Origin of the sequence: Saccharothrix obliqua (assembly GCF_019375475.1) — a bacterium.
GTDB lineage: Bacteria > Actinomycetota > Actinomycetes > Mycobacteriales > Pseudonocardiaceae > Actinosynnema > Actinosynnema obliqua.
The window spans coordinates 191,936-207,093 of sequence record NZ_JAHXGQ010000008.1 but is presented as its reverse complement, the minus strand read 5'-3'; the positions used below and the strand labels follow the sequence as shown (position 1 = coordinate 207,093).

The following is a 15,158-nucleotide window of genomic DNA, read 5'->3' as shown; positions in this document are numbered from 1 at the left end:
CCACCAGCGGACCGGAGGCGGAGAGGTGATCCGGCTGCTGCTGGTCGACGACCACCGGCTGATCCGGGCCGGGCTGCGGGCGTTGTGCGAGTCCGCGCCGGACATCGAGGTGGTGGGCGAGGCGGCGGACGGGCGGGAAGCGGTGCGGCTCGCCCGGACCACCGGGCCGGACGTGGTGCTGATGGACCTCCGGATGCCCCGGCAGGACGGGATCGGCACGACCAGGGCGGTCCTCGGCGAGCGGCCCTCGACCCGGGTCCTGGTGCTGACCACGTTCGACGACGACGACCACCTCTACCCGGCGCTGGAGGCGGGCGCGTGCGGTTTCCTGGTGAAGGACGCCGCGCCCGCCGAACTGCTCGACGGCATCCGGCGGGCGGCCCGCGCCGAGCACCCGTTCAGCCCGTCGGTGCTGCGCCGCCTGGTCCGCCAGGCGGCCAGGGCGCGGGAGGAGCCGGACGAGGGCGTGCGCGTGGCCGACCTGACCGGGCGCGAGCGGGACGTGCTCGCGCTGCTCAGCGCCGGGCTGTCGAACGCGGAGATCGGCGCGCGGCTGAACCTCGGCGTGACGACGGTGAAGACCCACGTCGCGAACCTGATGACGAAGACCGACCGGGTCAACCGGGTGCAGCTCGCCGTGCTCGCGGTGCGGCTCGGGCTGCACCTCAGCGGTGGAGGGCGCGCACCGTCAGGCCGATCCAGTCCAGGTTGTCCCAGCCCCAGCGCGACCGGGCGGACTCCGTGACGGCCGAGACCGCCTCGTCCACACCCGCGCCGGCGGCCCGGAGCGCGGAGACCTCGCCGCGGACGTGGTCGAAGTAGTCGCGGACGGCACGCACCAGCGCGACGTCGGCGACCTCGCCGTGCCCCGGGACGACCACGGCCGGGTCGAGCCGCAGCAGCTCGTCCAGCACCGCGATCCACCGCACCACGTCCACATCGGTGTCGTGGGGCGGGAAGTACGGCGCGATCGGGAACATGCGGTTCTCCACCAGGTCACCGGTGAACAACACGCCGTCGGCCAGGACCACCTGGTCGCCCGCGGTGTGCGCGGGACCCACGTGGCGGAGCACCGCGGTCCGCCCGCCCAGGTCGATCTCCGCCCGGTCGCCGGTGTAGACGAGGTCCGGCGCGACCGGCCGGAAATCGGCGAGTTCGGCCGCCACCGCCGGGCCCAGCCCCCGGAACATCCCGGCGAACGCCGCGCTCTTGCGGTGCGCCTCGTCCCGTTGGGCGCTGCTCGCGACGAAGGTCGCGTGCCCCTGGAACGCCTGCGCGCCGAACCCGTGCTCCGGGTGGAAGTGGGTCGTCGTCAGGTACAGCGGGCGGTCGCCCGCGAGCCGCCTGGCCCGCGCCAGCACGAGCGCGCCGTTGCGCGGCCCCAGACCGGTGTCCACGACCAGCGCGGCACGCGTGCCGACCACGATGCCGATGTTCGGCACGAGTCGCACGCGCCCGTCCGGGATCACGAAGACCCCGTCGGCCACCTCGACCGGTTCTCCCCGCACGATCGGTTCCACGACGCACCCACCCGTCTGATCGGTGTTCAGATCACCGCCGACGCTAGCACGGTTTCTGAACACCGCTAAGATGGCCGGGTGGAACGACGGACCTACCACCACGGCGACCTGCGTGGCGCGCTGCTCGACGCCGCGGAGTCCCTGGTGCGTGAACGGGGCGTGGACGGGTGGTCGCTGCGCGAGGCGTCGGCCAGGGTCGGCGTCAGCCCCAGCGCGGCCTACCACCACTTCGCCTCGCGTGACGTGCTGGTGCGCACCCTCGCCGACCGGGTGCTGGCCGGGCTGGGCAGGCGCATGGCCAACGCCGCCGCGCGTGCCGACCCGGCGCAACGCGTCGTGGCGGCCGGACGCGCCTACGTCCGCTGGGCCGTCGAGGACCCGTCCGTGGCCCGCCTGGTGTTCCGCGGCGGCTCCGCCGAACCCGCGGCGGCCGTCACGCCGCACCCGCACGACGTGCTGTCCGCGGAACTGGACCGGCTGGCCGAGGCGGGCGTCCTGAGCGCGTCGGCACGGGCGGGCGCGGAGTACGTCGTGTGGGCCGCCCTGCACGGCCTGGCCACCCTGCTGGTGGACGGCCTGGTCCACGTCGACGGCCCGCGTGCCCTGGACCGCGAGGCGGAACGCCTGGTCCGCACCGCCATCACCGGGCTGTCCCACGAACCGCCGCGCCCCGTGCCCCGCACCGGCCCGCGCACCCGCCGCTACGACTGACGGTCAGCGCAACCTCATGGCGTTGAAACCCCAGTCGACGATGACCTCCCGGTCGTACTCGTCGTCCAGCGCCACGTACTCCAACCCCAACGGGTCCCGCCCGGACAGGTGCAACTCCGTGCGGCCGTCGCCCCAGAGGTGCTCGTCCACCTCCACCTCGAACCGGGCCAGTTCCTCCCGCTCCCGGGGCGACATCGCCTCCGCGATCGCGGCCACGGCGAGCGGGCAGCTCGACGTGCCCTGCTCGGCCATGAGCTTGTCCCGGGCGGACCGCGCCAGCAACGCGCACGCCCCCTCGTGGTCACCCGAGCCGATCGCGCGGAAGTACGCCTCCACCGTCGACCTGCTGGCGGACATGGCATCCACGCAGCTCCGGATCAGGAACCCGCTGCCGACCACCACGACCAGCAGGACCGACACCACCGCCGCCATCCTGCCGACCGACCGCAACGCCTTCACCACGCCCCCGTCCGGAAACCCACCCGCGCTCAACCAGCGCACCCCTGATCGACCTCGATCGGTTGTCCGAGGTCGAAGTAGCTCTCGGGATCGCGGTCGTCGGCCGGGCCGCCGACCGCGATCCGCTCGGTGAGCTTCGGCGCGAGGAAGCCCTCCCGGGCCGCTCGGCACGCCATCGAGTACGTGTACCCCGTGCCGGGCCCGAACCACAACCCCGCGTCGTCGGCGCGGACGCGGTCGGGGAAGTGGCGGGTGAAGTCGGTCCGCGAGCGCTTCACCACGATCACGTCCAGCGGGTCGCCCACCAGGTCGGGGTGGTCCGGCGCGAAGGCGTAGGCGACGATGTAGTCGGTCTTGACGACCAGCTCGCCGTCCGGCCCGACCTCCGCGCGCATGGTGCCGCTGACCTTCGGCGCGACGGGCGACAACCGGCTGCCCCCGGCGGCCCGCGACACCAGGGCGAGCGCCGCGCCGCCGGGGGCGACCTGCTCCGCCACCCACGTCCGCTGGGTCGGGGCGAGCAACGCGTACAGCGGCTCCAGGTCGTGCCCCTCCACCAGCCGCCGGTCCAGCCGTGACGCGATCACCACGGCCCGCACCTGCGCGTACACCTCGGCGACCTGCTCGGCGGTGTACTCCCCGACCGGTCGCGCCTCGCCCACGACGATCCCGGCCTCGCCGTCGGCCCACGTCGCGGCGGGCGTGCCGGTGAACGGCCGGTACGGGTCGTACCGGGGCTTCCCGGGCGTCGTGGTCGTGGTCGTGCTCGCCGCCTCCGCGGCGCCGACGGACTCCCACGGCCGGTAGACGGCCAACCCGGCGACACCCACCGCGGCCACGACCACGACGGCCAACGCCTTCAACCGCCCCCGCCGCAACGCCTTCCGCCGGTCGGCCTGGACGCCCCGCATCGCCCGCCGCTCCGCCTCACGCGCCCACTCCTCGCCGAGCTGCTCCAATGGGTCCTCGAACCCGTACCCCGTCACCGCGTCTCCGATCTCCGTGCAGTGATCACTCGATCGGAGCAACGAGCCGCGGCGTTACCGGGCGCGGGCCGCGACCGGGTCGGGCGGGGGCGCACCCGCCCGACCCGGGGCGTCCGGGCCGGTCGAACGTTCCTACCCCCGGCCCGGCGGTCGGGCTCCTACGCGGTCTCCGCGCGCAGGTCGTACGGGGTGCCCGCGGGCCGCGGCTCGCCCATGAAGTGCATGATCTCCTCGTGGTTGGTGGACATCACCGCGTTCAAGGCGCTGGTGCGGTAGTAGATGTCCAGGGCGGTCGGGTGCGGGGTGGTGTCCGCGTGCTCGTCGGCACGCAGCAACGCCAGCGCGACCGGCACGTCGTGGTCGAACTCGACGCCCCGGCGGACGTAGTGCTCGACCCCGTCGACCACCACCAGCGGCAGGTCGGTCGGCTCGCACACCGGGCGCGTGAGCAGGTCGTAGCGGAACGCCGAGGTGAGGAACGGGCGGAGGTCGGCGGGCAGGTTCGGCAGCACGGCCTCGGCCCACCAGTGCTCCAGAGCACGCGTCCCGTCGTCGGTGGTGAACAGGTAGCCGATCGCCTTGGCGTACGCGGGCGCCCCGCCGCCGTGCCCGCGGGCCGCCGCTTCCCGCAGCGGTCGCGCTTCGGGGCGCGGTGAGGTGTCCGCCCAGTCGGCGAGGCTGTTCAGCACCCGCGACTGCGGCCACCCGGCCAGCTCGCGCAGCGGCAGCCAGCAGTGGCGCAGCACGGCGTTCTCCGCGACCACCCTCGCCCAGAACAGGAAGCGCTGCATCCGCGTGTTGTCCGCGAACGTCATCGTGCGGTGCGCCAGCACGTACTCGAAGTCGTCGTGGTCGCCGCGCAGCGCGACGATGCCGTGCAACTCCTTGTTCGACGAATACTCCGTGTTGGGCAGCAGCATGATGGGGTACACGGCGATCCGGGACACGTGTCGCGCCAGCTCGTCGTAACCCGCCAGGAACGACTCCGCGGTCTCGCCCGGCGCGCCCCAGATCAGCTCGGCGTAGCAGTCCATGCCCTCCTGGTTCAGCCACTCCACCAGGTCGCGCCAGTCGTTGACCTTCATGTTGCGGCGGCGCATGGCGGTCAGCGCGTCGGCGTTGAGGGACTGCAACGCGAGGGTGAAGGAGCTGCGCAGCCCCGCTTCCTTCATCCGCCGCACGATCTCGTAGAACACCTTGGACTTGTTCTTCGCCCAGGAACTCTCGAAGGCACGCGGGAAACCGTGCCGCCGCTTGATCCCGATCAGGTCGTCCACGAGTTCGAGGTCCATCGGCAGCATCCCGAAGTTCGCGTCGCACGCGACGATCGTGTGCACGCCGAGCTTGGCGAACAACTCCATCTCCGCCTTGAGCCGGGCCCGCGAGAACGCGCGCACCCGCTGCCCCACCGCGCCGCCCCAGTAGCAGAACGAGCACTTGTAGGGGCAACCGCGGTTGGTCTCGATCAACGCCACGTCGTAGCGGAAGTCGCCGTTGTCGTCGAGGAGGTCGATTGCGCCGGTGAGGAACGGCGACGGGATGGTGTCCAGGTCCTCGATGCGGGGCCGTTCCGGGTTGGTCACGACCTCGCCGCCCGGTCCGCGCCACGACACGCCGAGCACGCCCGCCAGGTCACCGCCGGCGAGCCGGGTCCGCAGCAGCTCCGCGAAGGTCAGCTCGCCCTCGCCGTTGACCACCACGTCCACCTCGGGGAACAGCCGGAACACCCGGTCCGCCTGCTCGCTGACGTGCGTGCCGCCGAACAGCACCCACCCGTCGGGGTTGAGCTGCTTGAACGTGGCGGCCAGCGCGCCGAACGCCCGCTGGTTCCAGCCGAACACGGAGAACGCCAGCACGTCCGGCGGTTCGCCCGCGAACAGCCGGTTGGCCATCTCGCCGTGGGTGACCCGGCCGCGGAAGTTGCAGATGTCGATCGACACCGCCGGGCGCAGCACGGGGTCGTCCAACGCCATCGCCTTGAGGTAGCCCGACGCCAGCGGCATCGACTCCAGGGGCATGTCCCAGACGCCTTGCTGGACCAGGACCACCTTCAACCGGGAAGCGGACACGGTCGGCTCCGGCTACGGCTTGCGGTAGATGGAGATGTGGCGCTCGTGCGAGTCCCGCAGCGGCGCGCCCGACCAGTCCGACCACCGGGATTCCAGCTCGAGCCCCGCGATCCGGGCCATCAGGTCCAGTTCGGACGGCATGACGGTGCGGATGTGCATGGGGAAGAACCGCACGCCCTGCTCGCTGAGGACGGCGAACTGGATGGAAGACCGCTGCGTCAACCGCTCCCGGCGGGTGAACGTCAACACCACGTGGTCTTTCTCCACCCGCACGGTCTGGGTGCGCTGGTTGCGGTCGTAACGCGCGGGGTCCGGGATGGAGCACTGGGTCACGAACCGGCCGCCGGACTTGAGCACCGCGGCCACCCGCTCGAAGCAGCGGATCTGGCGCTCCTGGTCGGTGATGAACGGCAGGGTGTCGAACACGGCGTACGCCATCGAGTATTCGTGCGGCACCGAGAAGTCCGTGAAGTCCTGGACGAACAGCTTCACCCGGTCGCCGCCGGGCTTGGCCCGCAGCTGCGCGAGCATCCCCTCGGAGGCGTCGATGCCGTGGACCTCGATCCCCTTCTCCGCCAGGGGAACCGCGACCCGGCCGGTGCCGACGCCCAGTTCCAGCACGGGCCCCTCACCCGCGTGGTCGGCGAGCCACTGGATGGTCTCGGCGGTGTCACCCGGGTCACCCGCCCACCCGGTACCGTCGAACAGCCCGGCGATCGCGTCGCCGTAGGTCGAGAGTTCGAAGCCTTCCACGGTGTGCTCCTTCCCCCGTCCGAGAACGGGTCGTCGCGGGAATACTCGGGGATGGCGGCGGCCGGCGACTGCACCGTTGTGAGCACCCGCGTCACTCGACCGGCACGACAACCGCCCCGGCCGCATCCACCAACGCACGCGTCACGTCGTGGGCGGGAGCCCGGAACACGTCCGCGACCGGCCCCTCCTCGACGACCTTGCCGCGGTCGAGCACGACCACGCGGTCCGCGTTGCGCGCGATCACGCCGAGGTCGTGGGTCACCGTCAGCACGGCCAGGCCCAGGTCCCGGCGCAACGCGTCGAGCAGTTCCAGGACCGACGCGGCGACCCGGACGTCCAGGTTGGACGTGACCTCGTCGCAGATCAGCACGTCCGCGCCGGCGGCGAGGGCACGCGCGATCGCGACCCGCTGCCGCTGGCCGCCGGACACCTGGCGGGGCAGCCGACCGGCCAGTTCGCCGGGCAGCCCGACCAGCTCCAGCAGCCGCCGGGTCTCGTCGGCGACCCGGTCCACGGGCACCGCGCCCGCGAGCCGCACCACGCGGCCGATCGCCGCGCCGACCGTGCGGCGCGGGTTGAGCGAGCCGGTGGTGTCCTGCGGGATGAGCTGGACGCGCCGCCGCTGCGTCACGGGCCGCCCGCGCAGCACCGGCGCCAGCACCTCACCGGACAGCCGGACCTGCCCGGAGCGGGGCCGGAGCACGCCGGTCACGCACTGCGCCAGCGTCGTCTTGCCGCAGCCCGACGAACCCAGCAGCGCCAGCGACTCACCACGCCGCACCGCCAGCGAGACGTCGTCCAACACCACCCGGCCGCCACGCGCCGCGACCAGGTTGGCCACCTCCAGCACCACGGGGCCCGGCACGCGGGCGGGTAGGCGGCGGTCGACCTCCACCCGCGGGTCCGGCACGGCGGCGAGCAGTTCCGCGGTGTAGGGCGCGGACGGGCGGCCGAGCACGTCGGCGGTGGGTCCCTGCTCCACCACCTCGCCGCCGCGCAGCACCACCAGCCGGTCGGTCATCCGGGCGGCGGCGGCCAGGTCGTGGGTGATGAACACGACCGCCAGGCCGCGTCGCCGCGCCAGGTCGGCGAGTTGGTCGAGCACGAGCCGGCGCATCGGCGCGTCCAGGCCGGTGGTCGGCTCGTCCAGGATCAGGCCACGCGGGTCGCCCGCGGTGAGCCGGGCCAGCGCCAGCCGCTGTTGCTGCCCGCCGGAGAGCTGGTGCGGGTAGCGGCGGGCGAACTCGGCGTCGCCGGGCAGCCCGACCTCCACCAGCCGCCGGGACACCGCCGCCGGCGAGCGGTCGGCGGCGAACTCACGCACCTGCCGCCCCACCCGCATGGTCGGCGTGAGCGCGGACGGCGGGTCCTGCGGCAGGTACGACAGCACGCGGCGGCGCAGTTCGCGACGCCGCGCGGGCGACGCGCCCAGCACGTCGTCACCGGCCACCCGCACCACGCCGCGCACCACGCGCAACCCCGGCCGCACCGCGCCCACCAACGCGAGCGCCAACGTGGTCTTGCCCGCGCCGGACTCGCCGACGACGCCGACCCGCTCGCCCGCGGCGACCGCGAGCGACAACCCGGCCAGCACCGGTTCCCCGGCGGCGTTCTCGACCCGCAGGCCCTCCACCTCGATCACCGCAGCACCTTCCCGACCAACCGGTCCAGCCCGAGGTTCGCCGCGACGGTCAGCACGCCGAGCAGCAGGGCGGGCACCGCGACACCCCACGGCGTGAGCCGGATGCCCTCGACGTTCTCGCTGATCATGGCTCCCCAGTTCGGTCCGCCCGACCCGAAGCCGAGGAAGCCGACGGCGGCGGTGAGGGTGATTGCGATGGCCAGCCGGGTGCCGAAGTCGGCCAGCACCGGCCGCGCGATGTTGGGCAGGATCTCGCGCACGATCACCGACAGGTGGGAGTCGCCGGTCGCGTACGCGGTGACGACGTAGCCGTCCTCCACGGCGTGCAGCGTCTCGGCACGCGTCACCCGCGACACGAACGGCGTGCCGGTCAGCACCACGGCCGCCGTGATGGTCACCGCGCTGTAGCCCCAGCCGTTCAGCAGCACCAGCAGCACGAGCACCGGCGGCAGGCCCAGCAGCAGGTGGTCCAAACGGGACACCACGGCGTCCGCCACACCGCCGAAGTAACCGCCCACCAGGCCCAGCAGCAGCCCGAGCGCGGTGGCCAGCAGGGTCGCCACCACCGGCACGGTCACCAGCGACCGACCGCCCGCCAGCACGCGCTCCAGCACGTCCCGACCGGTGCCGTCGGTGCCCAGCGGGCTGCCCGCGGTGGGCGCGGTGTAGGGCAGGCCCACGATGCGCTCCGGGTCGGCGGCGAACGCGGGCCCGAACACCGCGACCCCCAGCACGAACGCCACCACCAGCACGGCGAGGCCGGCCGGCACCCGGCGTGCGGCGCTCACCGGGCCGCCACCCGCAGCCGCGGGTCGGCCAGCAGCACCAGCAGGTCGGCCAGCACGAACGACACGATGATGATCGCCGCGAGCAGCAGGCCGACGCCTTCCAGCACGGCCGTGTCGTGGTTGCGGACGGCCGCGACCAGCGTCTGCGACAGGCCGGGGTAGTTGAACACGATCTCCACCACCGCCGTGCCGCCGAACAGGCCGCTGAGCAGCCAGGCGAAGGCGTGCGCGCAGGGCGGCACGGTGGCGGGCAGCAGGTGCCGCCACACGACCGCCCGCTCCGGCAGGCCCGCCAGCCGCGCCGCCTCCACGTGCGGCAGGCCGTCGGCGTCGATCACCGCCGCCCGCACGATGCGACCCGCCCACGCGGCGCCGAACAGGGTCAGCGCCAGCACCGGCAGCACGAGGACGTCCGGCTTGTCCAAAGGCGTGCCGCCCAGCGGCGGCAGCGAGATCGCGGGCAGCACCGGCACCAGGTCGGCCAGCAGCAGCACCAGCAGGCCGGCGGTGACGAACTGCGGCACGGACACCGCGACCACGGACACCGCGGACAGCGCCCGGTCCGCCCGCCCACCCCGTCGCAGCCCGGACACCAGGCCGACCAGCACGGCCAGCGGCACCGTGACCGCCGCCGTGACGCCCACGAGCAGGCCGGTCGCGCCGAGCGGTTCGGCGATGATCCGGGTGACCGGCTCACCGGACATCACGCTGGTGCCCAGGTCGAGCCGGACCGCGCCGGCCAGCCAGTCCGCGAACCGCACGGGCCACGGCCGGTCCAGCCCCAGTTCCACGCGCCGGGCGGCGACGTCCTCCGCGGTGGCGTCCAACCCGAGCGACGACGTGGCCGCGTCGCCGGGCAGCACCTCCGAGGCCGCGAACAACACCACCGCGACGGCGAGCAACGTCGCGGTGGTGGCCGCCACCCGGCGGACGAGGAAGCGGAGCGCGGTCACGCCGGTCCGGTCGCCCGGTCGAACAACTGCACCGACTGCTCGATCCGCACGCCCGCGACACCCGCGCGGCTCGCGTCCAGCTGCTCCTGGAAGCCCCACAGGACGTCGCCGCCCTGGTCGTAGAACTCCTGCTGGAGCGCGCCGAACGCCTTGCCCCGCGCGGCGTCGTCCGGTGTCGCCTGCGCCTGCGCGAGCCGGGCCTGGTAGTCCGCCGACGTGCCGGTGACGTTGAACGGCGCCTTGCCGTGCGTCACGGCGGACAGGTGCACCGCCGCCGGTCGGTTGACGTAGTAGAACGCCTGGAACGGGTGCGTCGCCAGGGTGGTCACGTCGGCGTAGAAGGCGTCCGCGGACAGCTCCTCCAGCGCCAGCTCGACACCCGCCTCCTCGAGCTGCTGCACCAGCAGCTTGCTGGCGTTCATCATGCCCGGCACGAGTTCACCGGTGCGCAGCGTCAGCTTGGTGACACCCGCCTCGGCGAACAACGCACGAGCCCGCGCCACGTCCCGCGTGCGCTCGGGAAGGTCGGCGTATCCGGGCAGGTTCTTGCCGACCACGTCGTCGGCGGTGGAGCCTTGGCCGAGCAACGCGTTGTCCACCAACGCCTTCCGGTCCACGGCCAGCCGCACCGCCGTGCGCACGCGGGGGTCGTCGAACGGCGCGAGCTTCTGGTTCATCGCGAACGACAGGGCGTTGGAGTTCGCCGGCCCGCCGCGGATGATGGTGACCGCCGGGTTGGTCGCCTCGGTCTTCGCACCGGTCGCGCTGATGCCGATCGCGTAGTCCACCTGGCCCGCCTTCAACGCCGCCAGCCGGGCCGACGCGTCCGCGACACCCACTATCCGCAGCTCGCCCACGGAGGGCTTGCCACCCCAGTAGCCGTCGTTGGCGACCAGTTTCGTCGTCGTCCCGTTGCGCTCCACCAGCTTGTACGGTCCGGAGCCGATGGGCTTGGCGAAGTCGGTCATGCCTTCCGGGAACACCGGCGAGAACACGATGAGCACCGATTCGCGGAAGTCACCACGCGGCACCAGGAGCGGCACCTTCACGGTGAGGTCGTCCACCGCCGTGACGCCCGGCAGGTTGACCATGGCGTACACCGACGCGCGGTTGCTCGGCTTCGTGCCGACGGTGCGCAGGCTGTGCACCACGTCGGCGGCCCGCACCGGCTTCCCGTCGTGGAACGACACGCCCGAGCGCAGCTTGATCGTCCACTCCGACGCGTCCGCGTTGGGCGTCACCGACTCGGCGAGCTGGTACTTGTACTCGCCGTTGTCCAGCACCATCAACGAGTCGTAGACGTGCCGCATCACGATCAGCGTCGCGCCGATGCTGGTGGCGAGCGGGTTTCCCGCTTCGCTGTCGGTCACGGCGTGCGGCGCGCTCACCGACAACGCGGCGAGCGGCTTGCCCGCCTCACCGGGCTGCCCGGCGGTGGGCGCCGCGTCACCACCGCAGGAGGACAGCAGCGGTGCGCCCACCGCCGTCGCTCCCGCGAGGACACCCAGGCGCAGCAGCGCACGACGGTCGAATCCCTGGCCTTGAACCACGGTTCCTCCAAGTTCACGAGCACGCGGTGCGGTAGGGGGCACCACGCCCCAGACGCTCTCCGAAGCCGTACCCGGGTGTCTGCTCAAAAGGCGGCAGCGGCTCAGGTCGCCGACGTGGCGCCGGCCATGAGCGCCATCAGCTCCGGCGTGTACAGCTCGCGCACGGGCACGATGCCCGCCACCGCGTCGAAGTAGCGGGTGGTGAGGTCGGGGCTGGTGCCGACCGCGCCGAGCAGCGCCCGGCGCTTGGGCCGTGCGCCCTCCTGCGCGATGAGCAGCGTGGCGGCGTAGTTCTCGCTCAACCGCTCCTCGCGCAGCCGGTCGTACTCTGCGACGGCGGCGTCCTGGCGCACCCGGTCGCCCGTGCTGTCGCCGACCGCCTCCACGAGGAGTTCGGCCTGCATGAAGGCGTCCGCGATGCCGCGCGCGGTCAGCGAGTCCTTGTGGTGCCCGGCGTCGCCGACCAGCGCCCAGCCGGGACCGTGCGCGCGCCGGAAGAAGTTGCGCTGGTCGCCGGTGCCGTGCAGCCTGCCCACCCGCTCGGCCCGCTCCACCTGTGCCCACAGTTGGGGCGCGTTGTCCCGCACGAGGTCGAGGTAGGACCGCAGCGCGTCGTGGCGGATCTCCTCGAACCGGCGCTGCGGCGCGTACGCGGCGACCAGCACCAGGTCGTCGTTCGTCGGCACGGCCGACACCCAGCCGGTGCCACCCTCGTACATCTCGAAGTGCGTCTTCGGCCCGCGCCAGTACGTGTAGTAGGCGCACGTGAGCGGCGGGTGCTCCGTCGTCACGGGAGCGCCGACGAGGTCGGCCACCGCGGACCGCATCCCGTCCGCGCCGACGACCAGCGCCGCGTCCTCCCGGGACGAGCCGCGCGGGCCCTCGCACCGCACGCCCACCACCCGGTCGCCGTCCCGGTACAGCTCGGTGACGCGGCAGTCGTCGCGGAACTCGACACCCGCCGCGACGGCCGCGTCCACGAGGATGCCGTCGAGCACGTCGCGGCGTGGCGCGTACGCGGCGCGGTGGCCGTCGACGCCGCTGCAACAGCCTTCCACCCGGACGTCGCCGAGTTCGTAGACGACGTGGTCCAGCGGCGGGCAACCGGACGCGCGGACCGCGTCCAGCACGCCCCACTTCGCCAGGCGCGCCACGCCGGGCTGCTGGATGTACAGGGTCGACAGCTTGTCGGACGGGAACCGGGCGCGGTCCACCAGCAGGACCCGGTGGCCGCGGCGGGCGAACAGCAGTGCGGTCGGCGCGCCCGCGCAGCGCGCGCCGACCACGATGACGTCGTACATGGGTCCTCACCCTCCGTTGTGGACAGCGGCGAAGACCACGGCGGAGTTGATGCCGCCGAAGCCGAAGCCGTTGGACAGCGCCCGGTCCAGCCGAGCCGGTCGCGCGGTGGCCCCGGCGAACCGGACGCGGTCGTCGACCGGGTTTGCCAGGTTGGCGCTGGGGTGGACGAACCCGCCCGCGAGCTGCGCGACGGTCGCCACCGCCTCGACCACGCCCGCCGAGGCCAGGCAGTGGCCGGTCAACCCCTTGGTGGAGTTGACCCACGGCCGGGCGACCGCGTCGCCCAGCACCGCGTGCAGCGCGGCGAGTTCCGTCTCGTCGCCGAGCCGGGACGCCGTGCCGTGCGCGTTGACGTAGTCCAGCTCGCCCGGTTCGACGCCCGCCGCGCGCAGGGCGGCCCGCATCACCCTGGCCTCGCCCGCCGCGCTCGGGTCGGCGAGCCGGTTGCCGTCGAGCCCCAGCGCGACACCCGGCACCAGCGCCCGCACCGGCACGCCGCGCCGCGCGGCGGACGCCGCGGACTCCAGCACCAGCGCCGCCGCCGCCTCGCCGGGCACGAAACCCCGCCGGTCCGCGTCGAACGGGCGGCACGCACCGGCGGGGTCCCCGTCCGGCGCGGCCAGCGCGCCCAGCGCGGTGAAACCCCTGCGGTGCAGCGGTGTCAGCTCGGTGAGCGCGCCGACCACCACGCAGCAGTCCACCACCCCGGCGGCGACCAGCCGCGCGCCGTGCACGATCGCCACGTTGCCGCTGGCCGACGCGCCGCCCACGGTGTAGCCCTCGCCGGTCGCGGACAGCACCTCGCTGATGGTGCCGACGTGGTCGGTGTCCAGGGCGTGCAACGCGAACCGGGCGGGGAGGTAGTCCAGCCGGTGCGCGTACGACTCGTGCAGGTCGTGCGCGTACCGGTCGGTCAGGTTGTGCCCGGCCACCACGACGCCCACCCGGTCGCCCGGCACGTCCGGCAGCCCGGCCGCGACCCACGCCTCCACGACCGCCGCTACGGCGGCGGCCACCGGCCGCGGTGACCGGCCCGCCGCGCGCAACGCCCTGGTGCGCAGCGGTTCCGGCACGTCGTCCACCGCCGCCCGGAACGACCAGTCGCCGAGCGGCGCGCACAGCACCCCGTCGGCGCGGGTGATGCCGCTGCGCCCGTCGCGCAGCGCGGCGGTGAACGCCGGCACGTCCGCGCCGAGGGAGCAGACGATCCCGGTGCCCACCACCGCGGGCGCGCTCACCGATGCTCCGCCAGCAGCGCGACGATCGCGTCGAGGTCGTTGACGTCCTGGAACTCCGAGATCGGCACCACCACGCCGAGCCGCTCCATGGCGAGCGTCACCACCTCGGCCCGGTCGATGCTGGTGCAGCCCAGCTCCCGGAGCGTCCGGCCGGGCACGACCGCGGCCGGGTCGGTCTCCGGCACGACCTCCAGCAGGCTCTCCTTGACCGCCTCGAAGACCGTCACACCCGGTTCACCCCGAGGCCGGGGCGGACCCGCGTGGTGAACGGGTGGCCCTGCGTGGTCTCGGTGGCGACCCGGTTGCGCGGGTTGTCGTTGCCGCCCGCCACGATCACCGTGCCCCACCGCTCCAGCGACACCGAGCCGCCGTACTCCTCGATCTCGTCGGTGTCCGGGTACACGTCGACCGAGGTGGGCACGTACCGGCCCGCGAAGCCCAGGCGCATCTCGTCGGTGCGACCGGCGTGCGGCAGCGACGCGTGCATCAGCGTGGACCAGAACATGATCGCCTGACCGGGCCGCATCACCATGGACACGGCCCTGCTCTCGTCGGGCTTCCAGTCCGGGTCGACCTGGAGTTCGCGGTAGTCGTAGCCGAAGAACCCGCGGCGGACGCCCTCCTTCTCCAGGTTGTTGATGTTGTCGGGGTCGTAGTGCATCCGCTTGGTCTCGTCGTAGAACATCGTCCGGTGCGTGCCGGGGATGAACTGGAGGCACCCCGTCTCCTCGTTCGCCTCGGTGAACGCCGTCCAGACGGTGATCGTGCCGCCGAAGTCCTTGGCGTCACCGGGCCACACGATCTGCGGTTTGCCGGAGGCGTTGGCGAAGGTGTCCGCCTGGTGCCAGTCGGTGCCCTCGTCGCCGGGGTACTTGGGGAAGAACTCCGAGCGCCAGCACTGCACGTTCGGGCCGAGGACGCTGGACACCCGGTCCACGATCCGCGGGTTGCAGATGTGGTCGGCCAGGAACGCGTTGTCCAGGTGCCGGTCGTAGTTCGCGATGTTGGTGTTGCCGGATTCGGCCGTGTCACCCCGGTAGGCCGCGTGCGCGCGGTCGAGCAGGCGCAGGCGCTCGCGCCGCCACCGGGCCTTCATCTCCTCGATCTCGTACACCTCGAACGGGCCGAAGTACCCGTTGCGGTGGAACTGCGCCAACTCCTGCTCGGTGAGCCCGAAGTCGCCCATG

Annotated in this window: 15 protein-coding genes; 2 read left to right on the top strand and 13 right to left on the bottom strand. The window is 73.3% G+C overall.

The annotated features are described in order from the left end of the window. Nucleotides 1-25: 25 nt before the first annotated feature. Nucleotides 26-745: a response regulator gene (locus KZQ38_RS24645; RefSeq protein WP_219444897.1), complete on the top strand. Its 720-nt coding sequence runs from the start codon at nt 26-28 to the stop codon at nt 743-745. Here the strand turns inward: KZQ38_RS24645 and KZQ38_RS24640 are convergent. Continuing rightward, nucleotides 666-1,520: an MBL fold metallo-hydrolase gene (locus KZQ38_RS24640; protein WP_219444896.1), complete on the bottom strand. Its 855-nt coding sequence runs from the start codon at nt 1,518-1,520 to the stop codon at nt 666-668. The genes KZQ38_RS24645 and KZQ38_RS24640 overlap by 80 nt on opposite strands. 78 nt (nt 1,521-1,598) lie before the next feature. On the opposite strand from KZQ38_RS24640, the gene KZQ38_RS24635 reads away from it, so the two are divergent. After that, nucleotides 1,599-2,231, top strand: coding sequence for a TetR/AcrR family transcriptional regulator (locus tag KZQ38_RS24635; RefSeq protein WP_219444895.1), 633 nt, complete (start codon nt 1,599-1,601; stop codon nt 2,229-2,231). A gap of 3 nt (nt 2,232-2,234) precedes the next feature. Here the strand turns inward: KZQ38_RS24635 and KZQ38_RS24630 are convergent, their stop codons facing one another. The 12 genes from KZQ38_RS24630 to KZQ38_RS24575 all read right to left on the bottom strand — a co-directional run bounded on the left by KZQ38_RS24630 (nt 2,235) and on the right by KZQ38_RS24575 (nt 15,157). Next, complete coding sequence (locus tag KZQ38_RS24630) at nt 2,235-2,732, bottom strand: hypothetical protein (RefSeq protein WP_219444894.1); 498 nt, start codon at nt 2,730-2,732, stop codon at nt 2,235-2,237. Further along, a complete protein-coding gene (locus KZQ38_RS24625) occupies nt 2,720-3,676 on the bottom strand; it encodes a hypothetical protein (protein ID WP_219444893.1) in 957 nt (318 codons plus the stop codon). The genes KZQ38_RS24630 and KZQ38_RS24625 overlap by 13 nt, the downstream gene beginning before the upstream one ends. A 158-nt stretch (nt 3,677-3,834) precedes the next feature. Next, nucleotides 3,835-5,745 (bottom strand): KedN5 family methylcobalamin-dependent radical SAM C-methyltransferase, encoded by a 1,911-nt coding sequence (locus KZQ38_RS24620; protein ID WP_308258577.1) that lies wholly within the window; start codon nt 5,743-5,745, stop codon nt 3,835-3,837. 12 nt (nt 5,746-5,757) lie between these two features. After that, the gene (locus tag KZQ38_RS24615) at nt 5,758-6,498 is read right to left on the bottom strand and encodes a class I SAM-dependent DNA methyltransferase (protein WP_219444891.1); all 741 of its coding nucleotides are present in this window, start codon (nt 6,496-6,498) and stop codon (nt 5,758-5,760) included. A 91-nt stretch (nt 6,499-6,589) separates the two neighbouring features. Beyond that, complete coding sequence (locus KZQ38_RS24610) at nt 6,590-8,140, bottom strand: ABC transporter ATP-binding protein (protein ID WP_219444888.1); 1,551 nt, start codon at nt 8,138-8,140, stop codon at nt 6,590-6,592. Further along, nucleotides 8,137-8,928 carry an ABC transporter permease gene (locus KZQ38_RS24605; RefSeq protein ID WP_219444886.1) on the bottom strand — a complete coding sequence of 264 codons (792 nt, stop codon included), beginning with the start codon at nt 8,926-8,928 and terminating at the stop codon, nt 8,137-8,139. The genes KZQ38_RS24610 and KZQ38_RS24605 overlap by 4 nt, the downstream gene beginning before the upstream one ends. Then, a complete protein-coding gene (locus tag KZQ38_RS24600; protein ID WP_219444884.1) occupies nt 8,925-9,881 on the bottom strand; it encodes an ABC transporter permease in 957 nt (318 codons plus the stop codon). The genes KZQ38_RS24605 and KZQ38_RS24600 overlap by 4 nt, the downstream gene beginning before the upstream one ends. Beyond that, nucleotides 9,878-11,431 carry an ABC transporter substrate-binding protein gene (locus KZQ38_RS24595; RefSeq protein WP_219444883.1) on the bottom strand — a complete coding sequence of 518 codons (1,554 nt, stop codon included), beginning with the start codon at nt 11,429-11,431 and terminating at the stop codon, nt 9,878-9,880. Before KZQ38_RS24595 ends, KZQ38_RS24600 begins: the two co-directional genes overlap by 4 nt. A 101-nt stretch (nt 11,432-11,532) precedes the next feature. Further along, nucleotides 11,533-12,732, bottom strand: a complete 1,200-nt coding sequence (locus tag KZQ38_RS24590) for an NAD(P)/FAD-dependent oxidoreductase (protein WP_219444881.1) — start codon at nt 12,730-12,732, stop codon at nt 11,533-11,535. A gap of 6 nt (nt 12,733-12,738) precedes the next feature. After that, nucleotides 12,739-13,971, bottom strand: coding sequence for a beta-ketoacyl synthase N-terminal-like domain-containing protein (locus KZQ38_RS24585; protein ID WP_219444879.1), 1,233 nt, complete (start codon nt 13,969-13,971; stop codon nt 12,739-12,741). Continuing rightward, complete coding sequence (locus KZQ38_RS24580; RefSeq protein ID WP_219444878.1) at nt 13,968-14,198, bottom strand: phosphopantetheine-binding protein; 231 nt, start codon at nt 14,196-14,198, stop codon at nt 13,968-13,970. Before KZQ38_RS24580 ends, KZQ38_RS24585 begins: the two co-directional genes overlap by 4 nt. Continuing rightward, a complete protein-coding gene (locus KZQ38_RS24575) occupies nt 14,195-15,157 on the bottom strand; it encodes a chlorinating enzyme (protein ID WP_219444877.1) in 963 nt (320 codons plus the stop codon). The genes KZQ38_RS24580 and KZQ38_RS24575 overlap by 4 nt, the downstream gene beginning before the upstream one ends. Between the last annotated feature and the right edge of the window lies 1 nt (nt 15,158).